21 protein-coding genes and 5 pseudogenes are annotated in these 24,268 nt (G+C 70.7%); 13 read left to right on the top strand and 13 right to left on the bottom strand.

Annotation, left to right across the window (positions count from 1 at the left end; all coding sequences use genetic code 11):
• Positions 1–20 precede the first annotated feature (20 nt).
• From D9753_RS38505 to D9753_RS38500, 3 pseudogenes are all read right to left on the bottom strand, one after another.
• Positions 21–695: pseudogene (locus D9753_RS38505) on the bottom strand (IS5 family transposase); the annotation flags it as partial.
• Between the two features lie 133 nt (positions 696–828).
• Positions 829–1,275: pseudogene (locus D9753_RS35375) on the bottom strand (IS5 family transposase); the annotation flags it as partial.
• Position 1,276: 1 nt separating this feature from the next.
• Positions 1,277–1,442: pseudogene (locus D9753_RS38500) on the bottom strand (alcohol dehydrogenase); the annotation flags it as partial.
• 548 nt (positions 1,443–1,990) lie between these two features.
• On the opposite strand from D9753_RS38500, the gene D9753_RS35365 reads away from it, so the two are divergent.
• Positions 1,991–2,590 carry a hypothetical protein gene (locus tag D9753_RS35365; RefSeq protein ID WP_163010886.1) on the top strand — a complete coding sequence of 200 codons (600 nt, stop codon included), beginning with the start codon at positions 1,991–1,993 and terminating at the stop codon, positions 2,588–2,590.
• A gap of 273 nt (positions 2,591–2,863) precedes the next feature.
• Positions 2,864–3,481, top strand: a complete 618-nt coding sequence (locus D9753_RS35360; RefSeq protein WP_121790707.1) for a VOC family protein — start codon at positions 2,864–2,866, stop codon at positions 3,479–3,481.
• Between the two features lie 203 nt (positions 3,482–3,684).
• On the opposite strand, the pseudogene D9753_RS38495 reads toward D9753_RS35360, so the two are convergent.
• The 5 genes and pseudogenes from D9753_RS38495 to D9753_RS39560 form a co-directional block, all read right to left on the bottom strand.
• A pseudogene (locus D9753_RS38495) lies at positions 3,685–4,019 on the bottom strand (transposase); the annotation flags it as partial.
• A gap of 67 nt (positions 4,020–4,086) precedes the next feature.
• On the bottom strand, positions 4,087–4,326 hold the full coding sequence (locus D9753_RS35350) for a pyridoxamine 5'-phosphate oxidase family protein (protein ID WP_205614341.1): 240 nt from the start codon (positions 4,324–4,326) through the stop codon (positions 4,087–4,089).
• An 18-nt stretch (positions 4,327–4,344) separates the two neighbouring features.
• Complete coding sequence (locus D9753_RS35345; RefSeq protein WP_121790705.1) at positions 4,345–5,151, bottom strand: hypothetical protein; 807 nt, start codon at positions 5,149–5,151, stop codon at positions 4,345–4,347.
• Positions 5,152–5,668: 517 nt separating this feature from the next.
• Positions 5,669–6,460 carry a class I SAM-dependent methyltransferase gene (locus D9753_RS35340; RefSeq protein ID WP_121790704.1) on the bottom strand — a complete coding sequence of 264 codons (792 nt, stop codon included), beginning with the start codon at positions 6,458–6,460 and terminating at the stop codon, positions 5,669–5,671.
• Between the two features lie 93 nt (positions 6,461–6,553).
• Positions 6,554–6,724 (bottom strand): transposase, encoded by a 171-nt coding sequence (locus D9753_RS39560; protein WP_394346822.1) that lies wholly within the window; start codon positions 6,722–6,724, stop codon positions 6,554–6,556.
• A gap of 41 nt (positions 6,725–6,765) precedes the next feature.
• Here D9753_RS39560 and D9753_RS35330 point away from each other — a divergent pair, with 41 nt between their 5' ends.
• Both D9753_RS35330 and D9753_RS35325 read left to right on the top strand, forming a co-directional pair.
• Positions 6,766–7,035: an SH3 domain-containing protein gene (locus D9753_RS35330; RefSeq protein WP_121790703.1), complete on the top strand. Its 270-nt coding sequence runs from the start codon at positions 6,766–6,768 to the stop codon at positions 7,033–7,035.
• 197 nt (positions 7,036–7,232) lie between these two features.
• Positions 7,233–8,345 (top strand): PD40 domain-containing protein, encoded by a 1,113-nt coding sequence (locus D9753_RS35325; protein WP_163010885.1) that lies wholly within the window; start codon positions 7,233–7,235, stop codon positions 8,343–8,345.
• A gap of 150 nt (positions 8,346–8,495) precedes the next feature.
• On the opposite strand, the gene D9753_RS37270 is transcribed toward D9753_RS35325, so the two are convergent.
• The gene (locus D9753_RS37270) at positions 8,496–8,918 is read right to left on the bottom strand and encodes a hypothetical protein (protein WP_205614340.1); all 423 of its coding nucleotides are present in this window, start codon (positions 8,916–8,918) and stop codon (positions 8,496–8,498) included.
• 57 nt (positions 8,919–8,975) lie between these two features.
• Positions 8,976–9,194, bottom strand: coding sequence for a winged helix domain-containing protein (locus D9753_RS35320; RefSeq protein ID WP_205614339.1), 219 nt, complete (start codon positions 9,192–9,194; stop codon positions 8,976–8,978).
• 17 nt (positions 9,195–9,211) lie between these two features.
• On the opposite strand from D9753_RS35320, the gene D9753_RS35315 reads away from it, so the two are divergent.
• Complete coding sequence (locus D9753_RS35315; protein ID WP_163010884.1) at positions 9,212–9,457, top strand: hypothetical protein; 246 nt, start codon at positions 9,212–9,214, stop codon at positions 9,455–9,457.
• A gap of 186 nt (positions 9,458–9,643) precedes the next feature.
• Here D9753_RS35315 and D9753_RS35310 read toward each other — a convergent pair whose 3' ends face one another.
• Together D9753_RS35310 and D9753_RS35305 are read right to left on the bottom strand one after the other, a co-directional pair.
• Positions 9,644–10,477 carry a PIG-L family deacetylase gene (locus tag D9753_RS35310; RefSeq protein WP_121790700.1) on the bottom strand — a complete coding sequence of 278 codons (834 nt, stop codon included), beginning with the start codon at positions 10,475–10,477 and terminating at the stop codon, positions 9,644–9,646.
• A gap of 571 nt (positions 10,478–11,048) precedes the next feature.
• A complete protein-coding gene (locus D9753_RS35305) occupies positions 11,049–11,519 on the bottom strand; it encodes a DIP1984 family protein (protein WP_121790699.1) in 471 nt (156 codons plus the stop codon).
• A gap of 525 nt (positions 11,520–12,044) precedes the next feature.
• Here D9753_RS35305 and D9753_RS35295 point away from each other — a divergent pair.
• The 3 genes and pseudogenes from D9753_RS35295 to D9753_RS35285 form a co-directional block, all read left to right on the top strand.
• Positions 12,045–12,679 (top strand): annotated as a pseudogene (locus D9753_RS35295) (SDR family NAD(P)-dependent oxidoreductase); the annotation flags it as partial.
• Positions 12,680–12,833: 154 nt separating this feature from the next.
• The gene (locus D9753_RS35290; RefSeq protein WP_121790697.1) at positions 12,834–13,448 is read left to right on the top strand and encodes a DUF1326 domain-containing protein; all 615 of its coding nucleotides are present in this window, start codon (positions 12,834–12,836) and stop codon (positions 13,446–13,448) included.
• Positions 13,445–14,203, top strand: coding sequence for a DUF2182 domain-containing protein (locus D9753_RS35285; protein WP_121790696.1), 759 nt, complete (start codon positions 13,445–13,447; stop codon positions 14,201–14,203). Before D9753_RS35290 ends, D9753_RS35285 begins: the two co-directional genes overlap by 4 nt.
• Before the next feature lie 337 nt (positions 14,204–14,540).
• Here the strand turns inward: D9753_RS35285 and D9753_RS35280 are convergent, their stop codons facing one another.
• The gene (locus D9753_RS35280; RefSeq protein ID WP_121790695.1) at positions 14,541–14,735 is read right to left on the bottom strand and encodes a hypothetical protein; all 195 of its coding nucleotides are present in this window, start codon (positions 14,733–14,735) and stop codon (positions 14,541–14,543) included.
• 960 nt (positions 14,736–15,695) lie between these two features.
• Between D9753_RS35280 and D9753_RS35275 the strand changes: the two genes are divergently transcribed.
• From D9753_RS35275 to D9753_RS35250, 5 genes are all read left to right on the top strand, one after another.
• Positions 15,696–16,514: a maleylpyruvate isomerase family mycothiol-dependent enzyme gene (locus tag D9753_RS35275; RefSeq protein ID WP_121790694.1), complete on the top strand. Its 819-nt coding sequence runs from the start codon at positions 15,696–15,698 to the stop codon at positions 16,512–16,514.
• Positions 16,515–17,245: 731 nt separating this feature from the next.
• Positions 17,246–17,641: a CU044_2847 family protein gene (locus tag D9753_RS35265; RefSeq protein WP_121790692.1), complete on the top strand. Its 396-nt coding sequence runs from the start codon at positions 17,246–17,248 to the stop codon at positions 17,639–17,641.
• 3 nt (positions 17,642–17,644) lie between these two features.
• Positions 17,645–19,795, top strand: a complete 2,151-nt coding sequence (locus D9753_RS35260; RefSeq protein WP_121790691.1) for a VMAP-C domain-containing protein — start codon at positions 17,645–17,647, stop codon at positions 19,793–19,795.
• Positions 19,792–20,742, top strand: coding sequence for an AAA family ATPase (locus tag D9753_RS35255; RefSeq protein WP_121790690.1), 951 nt, complete (start codon positions 19,792–19,794; stop codon positions 20,740–20,742). The genes D9753_RS35260 and D9753_RS35255 overlap by 4 nt, the downstream gene beginning before the upstream one ends.
• Positions 20,739–24,098: an SAV_2336 N-terminal domain-related protein gene (locus tag D9753_RS35250; protein WP_121790689.1), complete on the top strand. Its 3,360-nt coding sequence runs from the start codon at positions 20,739–20,741 to the stop codon at positions 24,096–24,098. The genes D9753_RS35255 and D9753_RS35250 overlap by 4 nt, the downstream gene beginning before the upstream one ends.
• Positions 24,099–24,268: the final 170 nt, after the last annotated feature.

Here is a 24,268-nt window from a genome sequence, read left to right as displayed (position 1 = left end):
GTGCGCCTCCTTCACGCGGTGCCGCCACGACTGCCGAGTCGTTTGCGGTTGGCGGCCTGGTCGGCGGGCTGCGGGATCACTGCCCGGATCCCGCGCCGGCGGAGATGCGATCGGATTGCGCGGGACGAATACGCCTTGTCGGCCAGGATGTCCGGCGTGATCCTTGGACGGCCGATCCGCCTGGGCACCCGTAAGCGGGTCATGACCTGGGTGAACGCGGGCGCGTCACCTGACTGGCCGGGCGTGATGACGAAGGCCAGCGGGCGACAGTGGCCGCCTACGGCGAGGTGGATCTTGGTGGTGGTCAGCCCGCCGCGGGACCGTCCGAGGGCATGGTCGGGCGGCTCGCCGACCGGAGCCCCTTTTGACGGGCCCCGGCGGCGTGCTGGTGGGCCCGGACGATGGTGGAGTCGACCGCGACGACCCATTCGAGGTCACCTTCGGCGTCGGCCTGGGCGAGCAGGGCGGTGAAGACCATCTCCCAAGTGCTGTCGGCGGCCCACTTCCGCAGCCGGTTGTGAGCGCCTTTCCACGACGCGAAGTGCTCGGGCAGGTCCATCCATGGCGTGCCGGTGCGGTACTCGAACGCGATCGCGTCGTTCATCCGCCGATGACCCCGCCACCGCCGCCCGGCTTCGGTTCCGGTCCCGCAACAACAGCTCGATGCGTGCCCACTGGGCGTCAGTCAACGACACACCAGACCAACGATCTGAAAGAAACGGCCTAGCAGGCTGAGCTGGCCCGCACCGAGCTCGCCGCCGCCTGCGACAGCGCGCGCCGAGGCGAGGGCCCGGGCCCTGCTGGAGCGCCTAGGTTCTGTCTCTGCGGTCAGCGTCGTGTCCAGATGAGGATGGCGGCGAGGTGGAGTGCGGCCTGGTAGGCGATGGCGAGTTTGTCGGTTCGCGTGGCCGGGCCGCGCCACTGTTTGAGGCGGTTGATGCGCCGCTCGACGGTGTTGCGCTGCTTGTAGGCGTCCGCGTCGAAGCCGGGCGGGCGCCCGCCTTGGCGGGCGCGCCGCAGACGGTGGCCGGTCTGGTCCGAAGGCTGAGGGATGACCGCGCGGATCTGTCGGCGGCGCAGGTGGCCGTGGATCGCGCGGGATGAGTAGGCGCGGTCGGCCAGGACCGTGACGGGGCGGGTGTGAGGTCGGCCGGGGCCGGTTCTCGGCACCCGGATGCGGGCCATGACCGTCTCGAAGGCGGGCGCGTCGCCGGCCTGGCCGGCTGTGACGGCCAGAGCCAGGGGCCGCGCGTGGCCGTCTGCGGCCAGATGGATTGACACCAGGTAGCCGACCCTCGACGAAATTGGCGTCGCTGTGGCAGATACCGCACGCCTCCACGGCGATCCTGACGTGTCCCGGGCCGGGCTGCGGCACCTCTTCGCTCGGCGATCTCGAAGGTGCCGCCTGGGGCGGTTACCTGCGCGGCTCGGTAACTGTTCATTGGTCCCTCGGACGGGTGTATGCAGGGCCTGATACCGGGGCAACAGGTCTGGGGCTATCAGGCGCGTCGAGTCCTGTGTGCATGCGCTGACCTGGATGAGGCCGCCCCTGGTACGTGGCAGGCGTCGCCGCTGAGCCCGTGGAAGCCGGAGCTGTCCGCCGGGGCGAAGGAGCAGCACCCGGGTCGGTCCGCCGGGGCCACGCGAGAGAGGCTCGCGAGTGCGAGGATCCCACCCGGGCGCTTCCTGCGGTCATGGCCTGGTGGCCGCGTGCACGCTGACCGCGAGGGGCCAGTTGGCCCGCTTGCCCAACGCGTTTCGCGGTGATAGGCGGTTCGGCAGACGAGCGCCCCCCTGCGGTCGCTGCTTCCGCAGTACCGCTCAGGACCGCCCGCCGCAGCCCGTTCACCGCCTGCGCCCGGGGACGTTCTCCTCGTGCGCGCATGTTCTGGCCGCCGGATACTCGATGTGGGCTCAATGCCGCCCAACCGCAGCCCGGGTGCTGAAAGACATCAACCTTCCCGGCCCTGACCGATGAGGAGATTGCGTCGTGCGCTCCCGAAGGAATCCGCTGGCTCCCCTCGCGGCGGTGACGGCCGGCCTGCTGGCCGGGGCGGTGGGAACGGTGTGCCTGGATGCCGTTCATTACCTGAAGTACCGTCGCGCAGGCGGGACGGACAGCCCGCTCGCCTGGGAATTCGCGCCGGTCGAAAGCTGGGAGAAGGCCCCAGATCCAGGGCAGGTGGCGAAGCGGGTGATCGAGGGCTTCACGCAGCGTCGGCTTCCTGATGGTTCCGCCTGGCTCACGAGCACCGTCGCTCACTGGGCCTACGGATCAGCGGCGGGCGCGGTCTACGGCATCGTGGCCGGATCACTGCCCAGCCCCTCCCCCGTGTACGGCGTGCCTTTCGGTGCCGCAGTGTTCGCCGGTGACTACGTCACCTTGCCGATCGCAGGGCTCTACAAGCCGATCTGGCAGTACGACGCCAAGATCGTGGCCTGGGATTTCGGCGCGCACGTCGTCTACGGCACCGGCACCGCAATCACCTTCTGGCTGCTCACCCGACTCGGCACCGGTGCCGTCAGTCAGAGACCATATGCCGCCTGCCTGCCGCGGCCGATGCCCATGCGCGCCACGGCTCCCTGCTGATGGGTATGCGGTTGCTTCTGGACCGCCGCCCGAGCGTCGTGAGCCCACGATCACGCCTGTCGGCGCGGAGCACCGGGGTGTTCGGCCGGGCCAGCCCGCCGAGCGCGTCACCCGGATCGCCGCCCAACCCATCGTCCTGGCCGTCGGCTCCCTCCGACAGTTGGCCCCAGCGTGGCCCGGGCCGCCGTCTGCCGGATTCCCGGGCGCGGCCCGCGTCCGGCCGTGCGAGTCTCGTCATGTCGGCATCTTGTACGAGCACAGGAAGTGTCAGTCATGGACATGAAACTCGAGGTCGTGGTGGTGCCGGTGTCCGACGTCGACCGGGCCAAGGGCTTCTACACGCAATTGGGCTGGAGGCTGGACGCGGACATCGCCCCGGACGGGAACTTCCGGGTGGTGCAGGTGACGCCGCCGGGCTCGCCGGCGTCGGTCATCTTCGGCACCTCGGTCACGTCCCAAACGCCGGGCTCGGCTCAGGGACTGCACCTGGTCGTGGACGACATCAACGCCGCATACGATGAGCTGAAACGGCTCGGCGCTGGGCCGAGCGAGGTGTTCCACGACGCCGGCGGCGTCTTCCACCACGCCGGGACAGACGCCCGGCTGCCGGGGCCGGATCCGCAGCGCACGAGCTACGGCTCGTTCCTGTCCTTCAGCGACCCGGACGGCAACGGCTGGTTCCTCCAGGAGGTCACCACCCGACTCCCGGGACGCCTCGATCCCGCGACCACGACGTTCGCCTCCCCAGCGGACCTGGCGAGCGCGCTGCGCCGCGCCGCGGCCACGCACGGGGAACACGAGGCACGCATCGGTGCGGAGGACCCGAACTGGCCGGACTGGTACGCCCAGTACATGGTGCGTGAGCAGGCCGGGACCGAACTGTCGTCGTGACCGCATCGCCCTTCGGTAGGTCAAGGCCCGCAAACGAATGGTCTCCGGCATGCCCAAAGCCTGCTCGCAGTCGAACCACGCGTCGGAGTAGGGGGTGCCAGTGGACGAGCGCGTACCTGAACGCTAAGTATGTCGTTTCGGAATGAAGTTCTGAGGCGGCGGAGGCAGATAATGCTGCAGGCCAGTTCGAGCAGGCCTTGAGGGGCCGAAACATGTGAGCCGTCGACAGCGCAGTCATCCATACCCAGAAGGTCCGCCTGCCAGCTCGGCCAGCAGGGCGGAGTGCAGGCGGGGCGAGACGCCGGCCTCGGTCCAGTCCCGCAGCCGGCGCCAGGCCGTGACTGCAGAGCAGCCCACGCTCTCGCCGGTACGTCGCGCCAGGCCACGCCGGTCCGCAGTACGTACATCACGCCAGCGAGCGCCGCCCGGTCCGGAACACGCAGACGTCCGGGGTAGCGACGACGGCGCTCGGGAAGGGGCGCGGCAGCAGCGGCGCCACTCGCTCCCACAGGTCGCCCGGAACAAGATCAGCACCCATCCGCACAGCCTGCCGACCACGATCGTCAGGCACAAGATCGTGGGCTCAACTCGCTTGAAAAGATCAGTCAGTCGGCGAAGGTGCCGACCAGCCGCAGCGGGGTGATCCTGACGACCACCCGCACCACCTCCGGCGGCAGTGCCAGGTACTCCTCGCCTGCGCCGGGCCCCTCGTACTGCTCGGCCAGTGCGACCGCCGGCTTCCGACCCAGGTCCTCGGCCACCGTCGCGGTACCGCATACCTCCAGGTATCGCAGCGGCTCGGCCCGGTCGTAGACCGTCAGGCTGACCCGCGCGTCGCGCTCCACGCGGTGCGCAGGCCGGCATCACTCTTCTCCCAATGCGACCAGCGGGTTCTCTCCCTGCCAGTACTGCGGGCCGAGTCGGTCGCGCAGCAGCTTGTAGACCTCGCCGCGGAAGAGCGCGGCGACCGGCCACGGCCGACTGTAGACCCGCATGTCGGCGATCTCGTCGTTGCCGTCCAGGCCGATCACGAGCCCGAGCTGCCAGGTGTGACCGTGCACTGTGGCGTCATACAGCACCACGGACGCGTTGCCGAATCTGGTGGCGACGCGGAACCTGGGGGCGCCGGATATCTCCTCGACGGCCATGAGGATGACGCCCACCAGCCCGCCTCCGCCGGCGGTGTCCGTCAGCACCGGGGAGTGGAACGCCACGTCAGCCGAGAGTCCGGGCAGGCCGGGCGTATCGGTGCGGAAGCCGCCGGGAGGCCCTGCGGGCACGTACGGCACCGACAGGTCGATATCGTTGTGGAACCGCTTGTCCGAGGCGGCCAGGTGGTCACGGACCAGCTTCACGAACGGCCAGGGCCGGGCGTACAGGTCGACCGCCGAATACGTGCCCTCCGAGCCGCGGGTGAGCACCGCGAACAGGCCGACCTCGCGCCCCTGGCCGCGGCCGACGAACGTAACGAAGGCCCGCTGGTCGTCGGTGGCGACGAACTCCGGCTCGCCGATCCCGAAGGACTCGGCCAGTTCGCGCAGGACCAGCACTGCCTGATCCCGGCCTTCGATCCGGGACAAGGTGAGCGGCGTGGCGAGGGAAACCGTCTCGGTCAGGGCCGCCGGGAACTGGCCCAACACGGCCTTGGCCGCATCGCTGTCTTTCGACATGTGCATCTCCTGTTCACCAGGTGATGTCAACCGCAGCGTCGGCCACGGACAGCGTCAACATCATTTTATCGCACTATTCCATGGCGTGCATAACCGCGGCAGGTGAAGCCGCGGCTGTCGGCACCGACAACGGCGTCCGCCTTGACCGACTGCGAGTCGATCTCCCCGCATTCCAGCCCAGCCGCTCGCGGACCTGCACGCGCAGCCGGTCGTGGAACTCCTTCCGTAAAGGAGCATCAGCCCTCCGACACCAATCCGTTGATTTTGGGAGCCGGCCCTCCTGCCCAGGACAGCAGCCACAGGGAACGCGCCATGGCACAAGCCGCCTATCGAGGGCGGGACTTCGTGCCCAGCCCGAAGAGGTTGGGACGATGAGCGAGGAGCAGGTGATGACAGTCCCGCGATTCCACGTGGACTCCTCGATGAGGGCTCAGCGAAGTCAGTGGGGGTCGGGCTGGCACAGCGCTCCACTTGGCCATTCGGAGACACGGCCGTCTCGGCCGGCCCCACGGCCGGGTCAGCCCGGCTTGACCGCCAGCGTCGCAAAATAGTTCGACATGTATTGAGCGGATGCGTTGGATTGGTGCGGCGCTTCCGCGAAGCCGGTGAGGACGAACCCCGCGGCGAGTTGCCCGCCGATCTGGTCGGTGAGGGTGTGGCTGTATTCAAGAGGGGCATCCGCGCCGAACTTCGTGGCGCGTTCCTCGGCGGAGTACTGCGTGACATCGCTGTAGGGCAGTTTGTGCACGACGATCAGCTCGCCGCGCTCGTCGAGCGCCTCGTGGTCGAACAAGTACGCATCAGGGTTGAGGAAGCCCACGAGCAGAGTTCCGCCCGGTCGCAGGACGCGGAAGCACTCACGCCACACCGGTGCCAAGTCTGGTACGAATAGGTTGGAGACCGGATGGAATACGACGTCGAATGTTGCGTCGCCGAAGGCGCTGAGGTCGCGCATGTCGCCTAGGACGGTGCGCAGCTCGAGTCCGTCGCGCGCCGCCACCATCCGGTCCTGGCCGAGCTGGCGGGGTGAGTTGTCGAATACGGTGACCCGCGCCCCTGCGGCGGCGAGGATCGGACCCTGCTGGCCACCGCCGGAGGCCAGGCACAACACGTCCTTGCCGGTCAGGTCCGTCGGCAGCCAGGAGCGGTCGACTGGCTCACGCCCGATGAGAACAATCGACCAGTCGCCCATGCGGGCGCGCTCGACATCCTCAGCACTCACCGGCCTCGACCACTCGTTGCCCTCTTGGACACACTTGTCCCAGGCTGCCCGATTGTGGGCAACGGGGTCGACAACAATGTCCTGCACGTTCAACTCCCTGCTACAGCCAAGCGGACACCTGCGGTACTGACGGTTCGGTGCCGCTAGCCAACACGATCACAGGGTGCGGGCTCAACGAAATTAGCGGGCACCGAGGTGTCCACGGGCTCGACGGGTGGTCGCGCAGCGGGTGCGTAAGCGCTGGTTGCCGGGGTTGCGGAAGCCGTAGGCGTCGCGGGCGATGGTCTCGATGACCCGGTTGGTGCCTTCGGAGGCGGCGTTGGTGATCCCAGTGTGCAGGAACGCGAGGATCTCTGGCCACCAGGTCTCGACGGTTGCGGCTAGGCGCTGCAGTGAAGGCCGGAGCGAGCCGGCCGACCACGCGCTCGGGCGCTCCCGCGGCCGTCGTCGGCACTTCGGCCCGCGAGAAGACGTACGTCAAGGGCTACCAGGTTCGGACGGGCCCGGGTACGAAGTACGGTTCCCTCGGCCTCATCCTCAAGTACGACGGTGTAGAGGTGCGGTGCAAGGCCAGGACGGCCGGCTGGATGCGGGTGTACGTACTGAACGGCCAGAGGGAGGGGCGGACGGGCTGGACGGCCGGCAAGTACATCCACGATTGACGCACCGGCAACCCGCTGTGTACTGATCTCTCCTCGAAGCTGGGCCTCCGACCGCCGGTGAGAGGGGCGCTCTGCCCCGTGTGCCCTTCGTGCGCTGTTCGGACCTGATTAAATGATCATCTTTTGCTGAACGAAACGAACGGGGAACCAGGATGAGGCGCCTATTCCATGCCGGAGTCGCGGCAGGGGCTGCGCTGGTGCTTACCGCGTGCGGTGGTGGCGCGGCAGACGGAGGAAGCGGAGCGAGGGCCGAGGGAAGCGGGGACGGCAAGAAGACCGCAGACGTCAAGTCGGCGTCGCTGGCCCAGTCGGGCAGCCTGACGGTGGCCTACTGCCACGAGATACCCAACGGGAACAGCGATCCCGTGTACGGGCTCACGCTGCGCTCGTACTCCGCGAAGAACGGCGCTGTGGTCGGGGAGCGGAGCGTCGTGCTGCCGAGCGATGTCGAGCCGGAGACGGTGTGTGAAGAAGGCAGTTTTCGCAGCCTGGCCACCTTCGCCTTCAACAAGGACATGAGCCTGATCGCCGGCATCACGGATGCGGGCGAGACTGCCCGGGCTGGGGCCTACGACCTCACCACCGGGAAAGAAGTCTCCCCGCCAGACCCGGACGCCTTCACCGAACGGGCGACGAACAAGGGAGTTGCCTTCCACCCCACCACCGGGCTCCTTTGGTACGACGAGAGCGACCACGAGAGTGACGACGAGGGTTTCGGCTCGCGCGACGCGCGAGCCGGTTACTCGACCGAGAAGCACCTGAATGTCTCTCAGGCCGCCGCCGTCGTCACTCAGGACGCCGCCACCACCTCCACGGCTCTTGCGGCGAACGCCTGGCCGCAGGCAGTTACCCCCAGCGGCGATGTCGCCGCCGACCTGTCGGACACCCCGGCCTACGGCCCGATGCTTGCGCTGTACCGCGTGACATCGGACGGCGGGTCCAGCGGCGGCTACAAGCTGACCGATCTCACCACCAAGGGCCTGGACGGTCGGGAGACTTGCGCGCCGACTTTCTGGCGGGATGCCACCACCCTGGTCTGCGGCATGCAGCAGATCACCCTCGCGTCCGACTACTCCAGAGTCGTGAAGAACGAGGACCTGGTCCCCGCCAACGACCGCGACAACCGCACGCCGGTCCCGTCGCCGGACGGCAAGAGCTTTGCCTTCCTCTCCAGTGGCGAGGGCGAGAAGCTCACGCTCTACCGGGGTGACCTCTCCTCCATCGGCGCTCAGCCCGTCAAGGTCGCAGACCTGGAACCGCCCCTGGACGGCTCTGACGACCACCTGGCAACGCTGGTCCGCTGGAACTGACTCCTCGCGCCGACGGGCCGCCCGCCAATCGGTGGGCCGCCCCTTTCTGTTCACATCCCCGTCGGCGCGGCGTCCGGCTGTAGGCGGCGATGAGGACGTCCGTCGCTCCTGGGCATGACGCGACCGCCAGGACGCACGCCTGTGCGGGGGTCAGGCACGGCCGGATGAGGTCGGCGGGCTCCTGGCCGGCCGTGCCAGGGAGCTCGCCGCCGTGCAGCGGCGCGGAGGCCATCCCCCGCAGCTCCACGTCGGCTTCGTCCGGGAGCGGGCCACGGCCGTGAAGGGCACGCGCCCGGCCCCCACTTCCTCCTCCACAAGCGTCCCGGATCGCACAGTGCAGGGCAGGACGGTCGCCGGATGGGCCCGCTCGGGGTTGTGCGGCAGGACCAGGTCCAGCCACTCGCGCGCGAGCTGCTCACGGTTGCGGCGTATCCGCCGGCGCACGTGCTCCGGGACGAGGCTGTGCCCGGCACGGGTCTGGTCCTCGGTGAGGACACCGGCGTTCGCGGCGTCGATGCCGAGGGCCGTAGTCGGGGGCGGTGTCGATCCACCGCACGGCGGAGGCGGCCGCACGGACGGCCGCCTCCGGGATCGCCCAACACCGGTAGGTGCCCAGACCGAGCTCCGCTGTCACAGCAGGCTCCCCACCGTCGGGGCCTGCCCGGCGACGAGCTCCTGGAGCAGCACGGCGACGTCCTCGACATCCAGGCCGGCTGTTTCCGCGAGTCCGGCGAGGTCCACGGTGCGGCCGGCGACCAGCGGGCGCAGCACTGCCTCCGCTGCGAGGGCGAACTCGAACATGCTCGCGGCGGCGGACAGCGTCACCACGTCCTCGCCGACGTCCACCACCGCGCGGGCGGTGGTGAATGTCCGGACGTGACAGGCAAGAGGAACAGCTTCTCGCCGCCGTTGTCGAGCACTTGACCGAGTGGGAGATCAACCCCGCCGGTGTGCCGCGCGCCCGGCACGGGACAGGCCGGCGCTTCCGTCAGCGCACGCTCGCGCTCTCCGAGCACCCGGCGTTCCTGTGCCGGCTCGGCGGCCCCTTCTTCCTCTTCCAGTGCAAGGTCACCGCTCTGGGAGCGCTCCGGGACCCCAACGAGCCCTTGTGAGGGAGCCAGGTGTTTTTGGGGTTGAGCGCGGTGTCGGGTCGGAAGTGCGGGCACGCGTCGACGCCGCCGGCGAGGGCCTGGAAGCGGGCTGCGGAGCGCAACTCGCTTGGACAGGCCTCCGGGTGTGTGACCCGCTCGATCGCGCCGGGCGGTCGATGAGCTTTCCCGGCCGGTCGGACGGGCGGATCAGCGCAGCCCGGCGAAGAGATCGTTCTCGGGTACGGCCGCACCGGTGGCGTCCTGGACGCGTACGAAGGTCTCCATGCCCATCAACTCGCCGAACCTCTCCTTGCCCATCTTGAGGAAGAAGATGTTCTCGCCCTGACTGGCGTGCGCGGCCAACGCGTCGAACTTCTGACCGCTGAACGCGATGGTGTCCACCCACGTGGTGATCTCATCGTCGGGGAGGCCGATCTCGGCCATCGCGGCGGCCTCGGCAGGATCCGGCTCCGGCATGTCCTCATGAAACTCGCGCATGATCTCGCCGAACCGCCGCATCATCGAGCGGGGCATCGTGGTCCAGTACACCTTCGGTGCCAGCGCGGTCATCTCCAGCGCCGCCATCGTGATGCGATGGGCCTGAATGTGGTCGGGGTGACCGTAGAAACCGTTCTCGTCGTAGGTGACGACCACATCAGGTCGGTAGTACCGCATGAGTTCCGCCAGTCGGGTCGCGCCTTCCTGCACGGGGGTCTGCCAGAAGGACCCGGGGGCGTCGTTGCTCGGCCAGCCCACCATCCCGGAGTCGGCATAGTCCAGCATCTCCAGATCGCTGACCTTCAGCACGTCACAGCTCGCCTCGAGTTCTTTACGACGCATCAACGCGACCGCCGCCGGATCGTGCCCGGGATCACCCGGCTTGACACCCCCCGGTCCGTCACCACAACCGCCGTCGGTACACGTCACGAGTACCGTGCGGATGCCTTCCGCCGCGTACCGCGCGAGAACCCCTCCGGTTCCGGTGGCCTCGTCATCGGGGTGGGCGTGTACTGCCATGAGCGTCAAGGGCCGGTCAGCCATGAAAGAGTCCTCCTGCAGAAATACGTGTTGATCCGAGTGTGCGGCGGGCGTGCCGCGATCCTGGGGCCCGGATCCTGGCGGAGCGGGCGGCCACTTGGCCTTCCAGGCGTCGGCGTTTCAACGCGAACGAGATACAGGCGCGACCTGCTGTCCTGTCGCACTGCGTTCGGCGTGTGGTGGGTTGCTGACCAGCGTGGTTGCCAGATCGTTCGACACCACCTGTGGCCAGCGTTCTCATATGACTCGGCTCGCGGAAGTCTCGTTCGACGATAGATGACAGGAGCGCCACCGAATCGCCAACAGTATCCGCCGAAGATCGCCGTTCTCCATGGTGCTGCGATGTGGAAAGCCCCGGACCCGCCCTCGCCGCCTCGGATCTGCACGTGGTGATGTGCTGTGCGATGTGCACCTTTACCTGTACGCGGTGCTGAGCTGCACTGTTGATGGGGAGTCGAACCCCCGCGTTGCTCTTCACGCGCCAGGAGTGGGCTGGAAAACCGCCAGCCCTCGGTGTGTGTGCACGCCTCCGAAGCTGCTACCTGCTCCACATCGTCCCAGCCTACTGGACTGCTCAGTCCAGCAGATCGACCTCCCAGTTCGTACGCTGGATCCGTACATCGACCTCGCGGATCTCTCGGGCAAGTGCATCCGCCTGACCGCGCAGTTCCGCGACCGGAAGCGCGGAAAGCATCATCAACTCGGACCGAAGCTGCCGGCCGTATCCCCGCTCGCCCTGACCGGCCGCCGCGTCCGCCGCTGCGGTGACCACGGAGTGACGCGACCGCAGGACGTCCCGGCGTGCGAGGGCATCGGTGAGCGGGCCGTCCGGACCCATCTCCACGGTGGCATTGGTCCGGTTGATTCGCCGGATCAGCGTTTCCAGAGCGTTCAGCACCTCACCAGCCTCGGCCAATAGCTGAGCTGCATCCTCGGCGGGTGTCTCCCCCTCCTGGTAGCGCGCACTGCTGACGACGCGTGCTCGCAGCTGTTCTACACGGCGTGTCGCCTCCGCGCGTTCTGCCAGTGCCTCAGCAAGCTTCACTGTCCCCACCCCCCCTCCATGAGTTCGCACGAGTATACGAGTGCGAACCAGCTCGTACGCACCCGACTTCCGATCCGCGGGAGCCTTGATCAGCCACTGGAGTGCGAGCGGGCAGCCGTTCAGAGGTCACGAAAGAGCATCGGACAGCACGGACGAGAACGAGTGGGAATCCGACAGTAGCGGCGCCCTGGAAGCTGGCCTCGATCGTGGCGGTGGGGCCGTTGCGGTGCTGGGCCACGATCAGGTCGGCCTCCCCTGCGCGAGGGGGCCTGGCCGTGAGGACGATGAGTTCGGTGGCGCATCACTGATCTACGGCTGGCATGCATCAATTCCGGGACCGCGCTCGGAAGGAATGCCGCCCGGCACGCCCAGGAGGACAGGTCCCCCGAGGCGGCGGCGAAGGACGGAGCGGTCCGGGACCAGTGAAGCGGCACGGCGGGCCTCGGCGCCCCGGTCGAAACAAGGTCGCGCGCCGCGTCGTACTCCGGTGGTCGATCGCGTCATCCCGGAGGGAAGCTCCGCCCCATGGCGACAACCTTGATCACCGGGGCCGACAAGGGCCTCGGTCACGAGACCGCTCGCCGCCTGATCGCCATGGGTCACACCCGTCTACCTGGGTTCGCGCAGCATCGAGCGGGGCTCGGTCGCCGCGCCCGAGCTCGGCGCCCGGTTCGTTCAGGCCGACGGAGGCCTGGACGTCCTCATCGACAACGCCGGTATCGGGGCGCGGTCCCCGGGGGGCGACATCATCGGCGCCGCGGAGTTGACCGCCGACGTGATGCGGAGGTGTTCAAGACCAACGTCTTCGGCCTGGTCCGGGTGACCCACGCCTTCCTGCCGCTGCTGGAACGCTCCGCCGCCCCGGTCATGGTCAATGTCAGCAGCGGCCTGGCCTCGTTCGCCCGGGCCGGCAGCGGGTATCTCGGAGTCGCCCACCCGGCCTCCGAAACCGCGGTGAACATGCTCACCGTGCAGTTCGCCAAGGCGTTCCCGCGGATGCGGATCAACGCCGTGGAGCCCGGCTACACCGCGACGGCCCTGAACCGGCACCAGGGCGTGCCGACCGTCGAGCAGGGCGCCGAGATCATCGTTCGGTGGCTCGACTGGGACCGGACGGCCCGACCGGCGGCCACTTGGACTCGACAGGCCCACTGCCCTGGCAGGCGTCGACGTTCGCCGGCCCACGCCCATCACCGGCAGCCATCTGCGCCCCCGGCGCGTCAGGAATAGCCTGGAGAAGAGCGGATCCGGGACCGAACGGACCCTCCCGATGCATCGGTTTCCCCGAAGGGGTGAAGAGGGAGACGAAGAGCCATGCCCTGGAACATGAACGGCACGTACCTGGAGAGCTGCAACTGCGACGCGGTGTGCCCCTGCACCACCTCGGGCCTGACCGCACCGGCCGACCACGAGCGCTGCCAGGTGACCTTGGCGTTCCACGTGGAGAGCGGGAACGTGGACGGCGTGGACGTCTCCGACCGCAGCGTCGCCGTCTTCATCGACGCGCCCCGGGTGATGGCCGAGGGCGACTGGCAGGTGGCTCTCTACCTCGACGCCTCGGCCGACGACGGCCAGGCGGAGTCCCTGGGCAAGGTCTTCTCCGGCCGAGCCGGCGGGCCGATGGCGGCGCTCACTCCGCTCATCGGCGATGTCCTCGGCGTGGAGCGGGTTCCCATCACCTACCGCGACGACGGCCGCCGTCACGCCGCGCAGGTGGGCGACGCCATCGACATCGAGATCGAAGACCAGGTCGCCCCGCAGTTCGGCGAGGACGGTCCGGTCATGAGCCTCACCGGCATGTTCCACCCGGCGAACAGCACGCTGACCATTGCCCGGTCCACCCGGGCGACGGGCGACGGCGTGTACGGCCGGACCTGGGACTTCTCCGGCGGCAACGGGCACTCCGCGCCTTTTAGCTGGTCCGCGTGACCGGTCGGCTGATCACTGTCCGCCGCAAGGCGGCCCCCGCCGGACTGCTGCTGGTCGCGTCGGCTGCCGCCTGGGTCTGGGTGGTGACGCGTCAAGGCGGTATGCAGATGGTTCCGGGCACCATGGGCCTGGGGCTGCCCGCCTTTCTGGCTGTGTGGACGCTGATGATGGCGGCGATGATGCTGCCCGCCACGGCCCTCGTCGCCGCGCTGTACGCACGCACCATGACCGTGCGCCGGGCGCCGCGCATGGCGGCTTTCACGGTGGCCTATCTGCTCGTCTGGGCTGCGGCCGGGTTGCCGGCGTACGGGCTGGCCGTCGGCCTGGGCCGGGCCGGGCACCTTCCCGCCGGAGCGGGGACCGTGGTGGCCGCGGCCGTGTTCGCGATCAACGGCGCCTACCAACTCACGCCACTCAAAGACCGCTGCCTGGCCCGATGCCGCTCGCCGATCTGGCTGGTGCTGCGCTACACCTCGTATCCGGGGCGCTCGCGTGATGTGCGTGCCGGAGGCCATCACGGAGCCTTCTGCCTGGGCTGCTGCTGGTCGCTGATGGTGCTCCTGGCCGTGTTCGGTGTAATGAACCTGTGGGCCATGGTGGTCCTGACGGGCGTGATCACCACGGAGAAGCTGGCTCCGGGCGGCCGTCTCGTGGCCCGCGCCGTGGGCATCGCCTCGATCGCCCTGGCTGCCGTCGTCTTCTGGGTCCCGGCGGTGGCACCGGGCCTCACCGGTAGCGGTATGACCAGGATGTGAGAACGCGGGCCCGGTGTCCGGGATCCGATCACCGTGACGGCCGCGACGAGGACCACGCCCCTCACTCACCGGAGTCGTCCCGTTCCAACGCCGCGCGCAGCCAGTCGTCCGCCGAGCCGGGGGTCGGCTCCGGCCGGCGGCCCGGCGGGGTGAGCGCCACGGCCGTCAGCTCCGACCGCAAGCTGTGGCGGCCCGGCTATCCGGCGCCCCGGCGATGTGCGCATGAGCCAAAGCGCGATAGTCGTATCCGGAGGGTGAGCCCTCAAGAGGTCCAGACCGGATCAGCCGGAGCAGGCCGCCCGGAGAAGCGCTGAAGCGGATCTCCGGCCAGCGACAGCTAGCGGCGTGCCACGGTGATGAAGTCGTTCTGCGCTGCTACCACGCGCCCGCGCAGAACGAGCCAGTTGTCCTCTGGAGTCAGGCCCCGTCTGACGAGGATGTGGAAGCGCCATATCTGCTCGTCAAGGGCGTGTGCGGCTTCTGCGATGTCCCTATCGGCGACGAGGTTCACCATGCTCAGGGCCTCGTCCAAGGCCGCCAGTCGATGGTCGTTGGGAGTACCACGCTTTGCGGGAGGGGTCGGGGCGACCGACATCCATCTCGCTGAGATCCACGAGGACACCCGAGGACTCCCGCAGGACTCGCGCGCATGTCGCTACCACCTGATCTCGGGCCCAGTGCCTGTCCTGTGTCCTCCTGCTGACCGACCCGCATGCCGCCGGCATGAACCACAGCTCAGAAAGAGTCCTCCCCGCCGACACGGGGGTGTTCCGCCCGTCGCCCGTAGGCGCCCCACGTCACCTGGGCCGCCGAACTCATGGCCCTCCCGGGCGCCGACGTACGCCGCACAACCGCCACAGCCACGACCGCCGCCCGGGACACCTCCCTCAGCCACAGCACCTCAGCACGAGCCGGCGGAGCAGCCCTCGCCGCACCACCGGGCTTCCGCACCGGCGACGCCCTCGCCTTCGCCGTCCTCACCGCAGCCGCACCGGACCGCATGGCCATCTACGACCGACGAGCCCACAGCGCACTGCACACCCTCGGCATCACCCTCACCCACGCGCCCGGTCGCTACAGCCGCTACAGCCGCTACAGCCGCTACAGCCGCTACAGCCGCTACAGCCGCTACAGCCGCTACAGCCGAACGATCGACCAGCTCCTGGCCGCAGCCCCGCCCCGATCCGCGACTGGACCCCACGAGAGATGGACACCGCCCTGTGTACTGGCTCAACACCACCACCTGCCAGCGCTCAACGAGCCTGCCCCACGTCTCAACCTCCCTATCGTTCCAGGGAACCCAGTCGGCCGCCCCGTGACACCGCCAAGGGGAGCCGGTGAGCACGGCAAGCACCGGCACATTCACGGCCGGGCCAACGCACCCAGCCGCGCGCCGGCCGGGGCGCGGCCTGCGCTCGGTGATGCACCCGAGGCCGACTTGCCTTGGAGTGCACTCCAGCCGCCACACTGGTCGTCACCCGAATCCGTACCCGTGACAGAACGGCGGCAGCAGATGGCGACGACGAGCAACGCGGGACATCCCCTGCCGTACGACACCTACCGTGAGGAGATCGAGCGGGAGACCCGCCGGTTCGCCGACGCGGTGCGCGGCGCCGACCCCGCGGGTGCCGTGCCCTCCTGCCCCGACTGGACACTGGCTGAGCTCGCCCGGCACGTGGGCTCGCTGCAGCGCTGGTTCTGCACCCTGCTGTCCCGGCGCGTGCAGGAGTTTCCCCGCAGCCGGGACGTGGAGCTGGGGCTGCCCGACGACCCGCGGGACTACCCCGACTGGGTGACGGCTGGGGTGCCCGACGTGGCGGCCGTGCTGCGGGACACAGCCCCCGACGCGCCGATGTGGACATGGGGCGAGGACCGGCATGCGCGGTTCTGGGCGCGCCGGATGCTGTTCGAGACGCTGGTGCACCGGGTGGACGCGGAGCGTGCCGTCGGCCGGGAGACGGCCGTCGACCCGGTGTTGGCGGCGGACGGAGTGGACGAGTTCTTGGCGAACCTGCCGTACGCGGGGCTTTTCGCGCCTGCGGTGACGAAGCTGCGCGGCGACGGCGAGACGATCGCGTTCCGGTGCACGGGTGCGGCCGGTGAGGAATGGCGGGTGCGGCTGGAGCCGGTCGGTATCCGGCTGCTGTCCGGCGGGGTTGCCGAGTCCGGGCCGGACACGGCGGCGGTGCGGGGGCAGGCGGCGGACCTTCTGCTGCTGCTCTACGGCCGACGGTCGTACCAGGAGACGGTCTTCGACGTCTCGGGGGACGCCACGGTCCTCGACCGCTGGTTCGACCACACGGCCTTCTGATCCGGACGGCCTGCCGGAGCACCGTACGGGTGCCCTGCGCGGTCACCGCCCGGCGGTGCTCATCCGGCCGGTGACGGGGCGGTACCGGCGACACGCAGACGGTGAGCGCCGCGATGTCGTCCTCCAGCCGATCGCCGCTGAAGGTCAGCAGGTCGTCGTCGAGGCGTCCCAGGAAGTCGCAGGGCGGCAGGGAGCACCAGAAGCACACCAGATGAGGCGCGGTACGCGCCGCCCCGGCTGCGCGGGGAGCACTGCAGCCCCGGGAGGGTGAACATGTGGTCGTCCACGCTGAGCTGACGCGACCTGGCCAGTGCGCGAAGCTCGTCCTGACCATGGGGACGCGGCGCCGACTCGGGGCCCGGGCCAGGGCCCCGGGCGTGCCGACGAACCGCGGCGTCGTACCAGGGGGTTGAGGACGGGGGCGGGTGAGCAGGTACCCGGCCAGGAGCAGGGCGCCAGGGCCGCTCGAGTGGCCGGCGGCGCGTCCGGCGACGAGGTGGTCCTCGGCTGCCGGCCGGGTGATCGGCCTGGGGTCGGGCGGGGGCGGCCGGATCGTGGCGGCCGACCCGCCGGAGCGGGTGGCCCGGGCGGCGGGGCAGGGCGGCGGCGCCCTGCTCGGCCCGGGTCGCGCTTTGAGTCGGGCGTGACTCCCGAGGTCCCAAAGCATCGTTTGGGTAACCGAGTCAGGCAAAGCTCGCGTTCCGTGTGAGGTTCGGGCCGATACTGATGACGTGTCGACTTCACCCGATCTCGCGCTCTCCGACGGCACTCCGGTCCGTTTCCTGCTGACGTCTGTCGCGGGTGCGGTGCCTTCCGCCGTGGACGATGACCTTCCCGAAGGGATGGGCCGGGCCGTGCCGGTCGGGGCCGGCAGCCGAGCGGTCGCGAACTTCGCGGCCGACGCGCTGCGCGCCGCCCTGCGCCCCATCGGGCCGCTGTTGCAGGAGGTCCACAACGTGGCGACGGCGGTGCCCGAGCCACCCACCGAGCTGAGCGTCACCTTCGGCGTGCAGGTCGGGCACGACCTCAAGTTCGGGATCGTCGGCGCGGCCGGGCAGGCGCATCTCACCGTCACGGCCAGCTGGAAGCCGGGCGCGGACGCCGGCGCGACGCCCGGCGCGGAGTGACGCGTGGGGTGGTTCCGTAACCGGTGGGACAGCTCCGACGATCCCTCCCGCCATGTCGTGACCGTCCGGCGGACCGAGGACGGCAAGCCCGCCGGGGCGGGCTTCGTCCTGGGCCCCGACACGGTGCTGACCTGCGCGCATGTCGTCAACGTCGCTCTGGGCAGGGACATGTTCGACACACGGCCGCCGGGTGTCGGCGAGGTTCCGGTGGAGGTGCGCGACGACGACATGGTGCGGGGCCGGCGGCTCTCCTCCCGCGTGGCCCACTGGATCCCGCCCCGCGCCCGGGGCGGCGGGCCGGTGACGGCAGGCGCCGACGAGTGGCTCGGCGACCTCGCGGTACTGCGCGTGGATGCCCCGGCCGGCGGGTTACCGCCCCCGCCCCGCCAGGCCGCCATGACGGCCGGCCAGAAGGCGGAGGCCTGGCACGGCGGGGGCCGTGCCTCCACCATCGCCCGGCTCACCGTCTCCGGGCTGCACGGCCGCCTGGCCTACCTGGACGGCGCCTCCACCGGCATGGCGGTCGGCCCCGGTTACAGCGGCAGCCCCTTGTGGTGCCGGGAGGAGCAGGCCGTGGTCGGGCTGGTCGTCGGGCACTTCATGCCCGTGGACGACGCCGGAGCGCCACTCGAACTGGGTTTCCAGGGCGTCATCCGGCGTAGCTGGGCCGTGCCCTGGCAGGCCGTCGAGGCCGAACTGGGCTCTCTCGGGGTGTTGGACGGCATCCGGCCCTCGCCGGTCGAGCCGGACGATCCCGCTTTCGAGGTGCTGCTCGGAGTGATCGAGGACCTGCTGCCCTCGCCGAGCGGACGGGGTGACTGCGCCCGTCGGCTGGCCCGGCTGTGCGGGGTGGAGCCCGGCAGTGACGTCGTGCCACCCACGCCGGAGGAGTTCACCGCCTTCGTGCTGACGCGTCCGCGCGCCATGCCCGCGCTCACCGCCATTCTGCGCCGGGACGATCCACGGGGCGCCGAACGGGTCCTGGCCGCCGGTGCCCTGTCCCGCACACCACGGCTGCTGACCTCGGCCGAGTACAAGGAGTTGTGCGGACACCTGCGCGCTCTCTCCCCGACTGTGCTGGAGCGGTTCCCCGAGGTGGTCCGCGCCGCGTTGCCGCACCTGGCGGCCCGGCCCGGCGGCGAGACCGTGGACGCGCTGCTCGATCATCTGGAGACCCTCCCGGGGGACGGTCACGCGAACGCCGACGAGCGCCGGGTGCCCGCTCTGCTGCGGGTGGTGGAGTACGTCGGTGCCCTGTGCCCCGACACCCGGCGGGCGCAGCTACGGTTGTGGGCGGACGGGGTGGCCCGACGGCTGGGCATCGAGCGGTCGGCCCTCGGTGAACGGCGCTTCGACGCCCAGGAGTGGGCGCGGTCGGCGCGCGTGCGGGCCACACGCGTGCGGGTCCTGGTCCAGGTGGCCAACGCCGGGCGCGACCGGCACCGGCTGCGGATCTGGTGTGACGAGGGGGCCGGGCCCCGGCAGGTCTCCACAGAGAGCGTGAAGCCGTACTCGACCTCGGAGGCGGCACGCCAGGTGCTGGGCGTGCTGGACTCGCTCACCCCTCCGGCCGAGGACGAGCGGCCACCCCTGGTGGAGGTGCTCGTGGACCGCGGCGGCCTCAACCTGCCCGTCGACGAGTGGACGGCCGGGGACCATCCGGCCGAGCTGGTGCCCGGCGTGCTCGGGGTGGAGTTCCCGCTGGTCGTACACTGCCCCGAACTGCTGCGCCGCAATGGGCGCTTCGTCTCCCGCTGGCGCAGCAGATGGAGCCGCCTGGACTCGGGCAGGGCGCTCGTGGTCTCCGAACCCACGGACCGGGACACGCTGTACTCCCGGCTCGTCAACCAACTCGACACGGTACGCGTCTCCGTGGACGTACCACCCGGCCCTCCCCGAGACCGCATCGTGCAGACGTGCCTGGCGCTGGGCATACCTGTGGTGATGTGGGACCGGCGCGAGGACGGCCCGTCGCACAGCGTCCGGCACATGTCCCGGGTTGCCACCCGGGAGTTGCCCGACGGAGTTCACGACTACCGGGCCAACGCCCAGGCCAATCCGCCCGAGTTCCCCGGCCGGCCGGTCCTCGCCTGGGCCGACGCCGACCGCAGCGTCCCCCGCCTGCACCTGTCCGAACCTCAGGAGGGCCCATGACATCCGCCGCCGGCGCCGACTGGCGTCTGTTCCGGGGCGACGGCGTTCCGCGGGCCGTCAGCCTCCCCGCCGCCCCGCCCTGGCGGCGGTTCACCCCGGCGCGCGTGACGTGTCCGAAGCTGCCGTACATCATCGATCCGCGGCACGCCGACATCGTCAACGCGGCCCTGCATCTGCGCCGTCCGCTGCTGGTGACCGGGCCCGCCGGAACCGGCAAGTCATCCCTGGCCCGGGCCATCGCGCACGAACTGTGCCTGGGCGATCTGCTGCGCTGGTCCGTCACCAGCCGCTCCTCCGTGCCGGACGCCCTGTACGTGTACGACGCCATCGGCCGGCTGCGGGAGACCACGCTCAGCCGGAACCGCAGTGAGGGCGAGCCGTCCATCGGCCAGTTCATCCGGCTCGGGCCGCTCGGTACGGCGCTGGTGGCGTCCGCCGCCCCGCGCTGCCTGCTCGTGGACGAGATGGACAAAGGTGACGTCGACCTGCCCAACGACCTGCTCACCGTGTTCGAGGAGGGCTACTTCGAGATCAAGGAGCTGGTCCGGTTGCCGGAGGGCACGGCCGACGTGGAGGTGCAGACCTCCGACCACCGGGGCACCGTGCAGGTGCACCAAGGGCTCGTGCAGTGCGCCGAGTTCCCTGTGGTGATCATCACCAGCAACGGGGAGCGGGAGTTCCCGCCCGCGTTCCTGCGCCGCTGTCTCCGGCTGGAACTGCCGGTGCCCGACGAGGAGCGGCTGCGCACCATCGTCACCGCGCACCTCGGCGAGGAGGCGTTACAGGAGGCGGATGACCTGATCGAAGCCTTCCTGCGCCGCCGTGCGCTGGGTGAACTGGCCACCGACCAGTTGCTGAACGCCGTGTTCCTGCGCACCGGAGGTGTCGACCTGGAAGCGGACGGCCTGCTGGACGCCGTACTGCACCAGCTCACCGGAGCCATGTGACCGTGGCGGGCGGCGGCGAGCGGCTGACCGAGGTGCTGCGGGTCCTGGCGGCCTGCGGCCATGACCTGGACGCGGACCAGGTCCTCGACGTGCTCTGGCTCGCCCGCCGGCTGCCCGCGGGCACGGACGCCCCGCTGCTGCGCGAGCCGCCGCCTCCCGCGGGCCGCCCGGCACCGGACCCCGTCCCGGAGCCCGGCCGGGCCGCCCCGCAGGAGGCGGCACCGCAACCCGACGATCCGGACCTGCCCGACCTCACCGCCCCCTCCCTGTACGCGTCGGCCCGGCAGACACCGGTACCGGAAGTGCGGCTCGCCCCGCCCGCGCCCGAGCCGCGGCGGGCGCTGCCGGTGCGGGTGCCCGAGGGCAAGGCCTTGGCCGACGAGCTGGCAGTGGGGCGCGCCCTCCGGCCGTTGCGGCGCCGGCTCGACAGCCGCCACCGCACGGAGATCGACGAGGAGCGCACCGCGGCCCTGCTCGCCGAGACCGACCTGCCCGACGTGGTGGAGCGGCCGTTGCGGGAGCGCTGGCTGAATCTGGCGCTGCTCGTCGACGACGGTGTGTCGATGCTGCTGTGGCACCGGCTCGGCGTCGAACTGCGCACACTGCTGGAGCGGTTGGGCGCCTTCGCCGGCACCCGCGTGCTCGGCCTCGACACGCGCGGTGCCCGCGATCCCACTCTGCGCGCCAGGCCGTTCCGGCCCGAGAGCGGTGTACTGCCGCTGAGCACCGTGAACGACCCTTCCGGGCGCACCCTCGCCCTCGTCGTCAGTGACGGTATGGGCGCCGCCTGGCGGTCCGGCGCGATGCACCGGCTGCTGGCGGAGTGGGCTTCCCGCGGTCCGGTAGCGGTGGTGCAGACGCTGCCGCCGGACATGTGGGAGGCATCCGGCATCGCCGCGGAGCGCTGGCAGGTCACCACCCGGCGGATCGGCGGCGCCAACGTGGCCTGGGAGGTCAGCGATCCGGTGCTGCCGTGGGAGCTGTCCGCTTTCGAGGGGGTGCCGGTGCCCGTGCTGGAGCCGACGCCCGAGCCGCTGCGAGCGTGGGCTCGGCTGCTGGCCTCGCCCGGCGCCACCGTGGAGCTGCCGCTACTGGCCCGCCCGGACCCCTACGGCAGTGTGACCGCCGCCCGGGACCTGACCAGCGCCCAGCATTTCCGGGACGCGGCCACCCCGGAGGCGTACCGGCTGGCGGCGCATCTGGCGGCGGTCTCCCCGCTGTCGGTGCCGGTGATGCGGCTGGTGCAGTCGGCGGTGCCGTGGCAGGCCACGACTTCGCACCTGGCGGAGGTGTTCCTGGGCGGTCTGGTCCGGCCGCACCCGGCGCCGGTGCCCGGCCCGCTTCCCGCCAAGCACCGGGTGTTCGACTTCACCGAGGAGTCCAAGGCGGCGCTGTTGGACTCGGTCCCACAGGCCGAACTCCTGCACACCGGTCGGCGCATCGGCCGGTACCTGGAGGAACTCGCGGGCAACTCGCCGGACTTCCCGGCCTGGCTGGCCCACCCGGACGGCTCCGCTCACCTGCCGGGCTCACAGCAGCCGTTCACCAGCGTCGAGCGTCGGCTGCTCGCCCGGTTCGGGGTGTCCTTCGAGCGTGTGCCCGGCCTGTCCGGCCCGGAGCCGGAGCGTGCCTCCGTGGCCACCGACGGCTGGGAGCCGCTGACCGACGCGGACCCGGCGCGGCTCGGCGCGTACACCCTGCGCGGCCGGCGCCGGGGCCGTCGTACGGTGCTGTACCGGGGAGTGGACGCGCAGGGCACGGAGGCGGTGCTGCGTACGCCCCGGCCCGATCTGCCCGCGGCCAACGCTCAGTTGATCGCCGTGGAGGCGGAGGTGCTGGGCCGTCTCCAAGGGCAGTACGCGCCCACGCTGCTCGCCACCGGACTGGACGACTCCCCGCCGTGGCTGGCGATGACACCGGTCCGCGACCAGGACACCCCGGACGGGCAGCCGCCGCGGCTGTCGGAGGTGTTCGCCCGGTCCCTTCAGCAACGCACCGCCCCCGTCGACCTGGTACGCGGGCTGCTGGTGTCCTGGCATCTGGCGAACGCGCTCGCCCTGTGCCACGCCAGTGGTCTGGTGCCCGCCGACTTCGGCTTGGACGGCGTGTACGTGCTGCGCCGCACCATCGTGCTCGGCGACCTCTCCGACTTCGCCGTCGACGGCCGGTACCTGGGGGCCGGACCTGCGCCGACCGTCGCGGACAGCATGCGCGCGCTGGGGGCGATGCTCCAGCTCATCAGCAGCAAGTCGGGCGTGGAGCTGCCCAATCTGCCGGAAGGCATGCACCTGTGGCAGGGCGACGGCTGGGAGAAGCTGCGGCGCCTGGTGCTGCGCTGTCTGGACGACGACCCGGCCCGCCGTCCCACCGCCAGTGAGGTCGCTGACGCCCTGGCCAAGTACATCGCGCTGACCCGGCTGCGGTACGACGAGGACACCCGATCGCCGGCCCCGCCGGTGACCGGCCGGTCACCGCAACCCGTGCCGCTCGCCCCGCCGGGCAGGCCCGGTCCGCCCCCCGCGGCCGACCGGCTGCTGCCCGTGCCCCGGTTCGGTCCGGCCCGCGTCGAACTGCACAGGCGCCTGGACCGGCTGCGTACCCCGATACAGCACAGCAGGCGGGTGACGCTCGTCAGCGCCTACCACTACAGCGGCCGGGCCACCACCACGGTCGCCCTGGGCTCGCTGCTGGCCGCCGCCCGGTCCGAGCCCGTGCTCGCGCTCGACGGAGCGGCCACCCAGGGCACACTCGGCTTCTTCCTGCCGCCCGACCGCAACGGGGCCGTCCCCCGGGACCTGGCCGCGCTGCCGCTCGGCCCCTCGTACGAGGAGGTCGCAGCGCACACCACTCGCCTCCCCTCGGGCCTGGAAGTGGTCGCACACCGCCTGGGCCACTACGGGCCCAGCTCCACGCACGCCCAGGAGTACCTGCGGGTACTGGCCCACACCGCGCCGTACTACGCGTTCCTCCTCACCGACTGGGCGCCGGTCACGCTGGACACGTCCACGGACGTGGTCCTGGACCACACCGATCAGTTGGTCGTGTGCTGCGGCACCGCCGACTGGTTCCTCGACGCCGCGGCGCGCATGCTCGACCGGATCCGGGACGGCGGCCGGGGCCACCTGGCGGATCAGGCGGTCGCCGTGGCCACCCGGACCGACGGCCCGCACCGCCGTGGCCTCCCCGGCGACCTGCACCGGACTCTGCGCATCCAGGCCGATCAGGTGATACAGGTGCCGTTCGACCCCGCGTTGCAGTCAGCGCACTGGCAGCTGAGGGACCTCCGAGCGGCCACCGTGGACGCCTATCTGCGGCTGGCAGAGCTGGTCGTACGACCCCTGACCGGACACTCGTGACCAGGACCGCGCGCATCCGCGCGGGCTCGGGGACGACCGGCCGGACCGCGGGGGCGAGGGCGTGACGGTCCGGGTGGGCTCCCGGCCTGAGCCCGGCCGGACCCCGCTGCGGTCTTGTTCGCCGGGGAAGCGCGGATCCGGCCCAGCGCGGCCTCCCGTTCCCGTTCGCC

Origin of the sequence: Streptomyces dangxiongensis (assembly GCF_003675325.1) — a bacterium.
Classification (GTDB): domain Bacteria; phylum Actinomycetota; class Actinomycetes; order Streptomycetales; family Streptomycetaceae; genus Streptomyces; species Streptomyces dangxiongensis.
This window is presented reverse-complemented; position numbering and strand designations above follow the sequence as displayed.

Excerpts from the sequence above, each read along its gene's own strand:
- D9753_RS35360 (WP_121790707.1), top strand. The coding sequence starts at position 2,864 with ATGGACATGAAACTCGAGGTCGTGGTGGTGCCGGTGTCCGACGTCGAC.
- D9753_RS35345 (WP_121790705.1), bottom strand. The coding sequence starts at position 5,151 with ATGTCGAAAGACAGCGATGCGGCCAAGGCCGTGTTGGGCCAGTTCCCG.
- D9753_RS35315 (WP_163010884.1), top strand. The coding sequence starts at position 9,212 with ATGTCCGGACGTGACAGGCAAGAGGAACAGCTTCTCGCCGCCGTTGTC.
- D9753_RS35310 (WP_121790700.1), bottom strand. The coding sequence starts at position 10,477 with ATGGCTGACCGGCCCTTGACGCTCATGGCAGTACACGCCCACCCCGAT.
- D9753_RS35290 (WP_121790697.1), top strand. The coding sequence starts at position 12,834 with ATGCCCTGGAACATGAACGGCACGTACCTGGAGAGCTGCAACTGCGAC.
- D9753_RS35255 (WP_121790690.1), top strand. The coding sequence starts at position 19,792 with ATGACATCCGCCGCCGGCGCCGACTGGCGTCTGTTCCGGGGCGACGGC.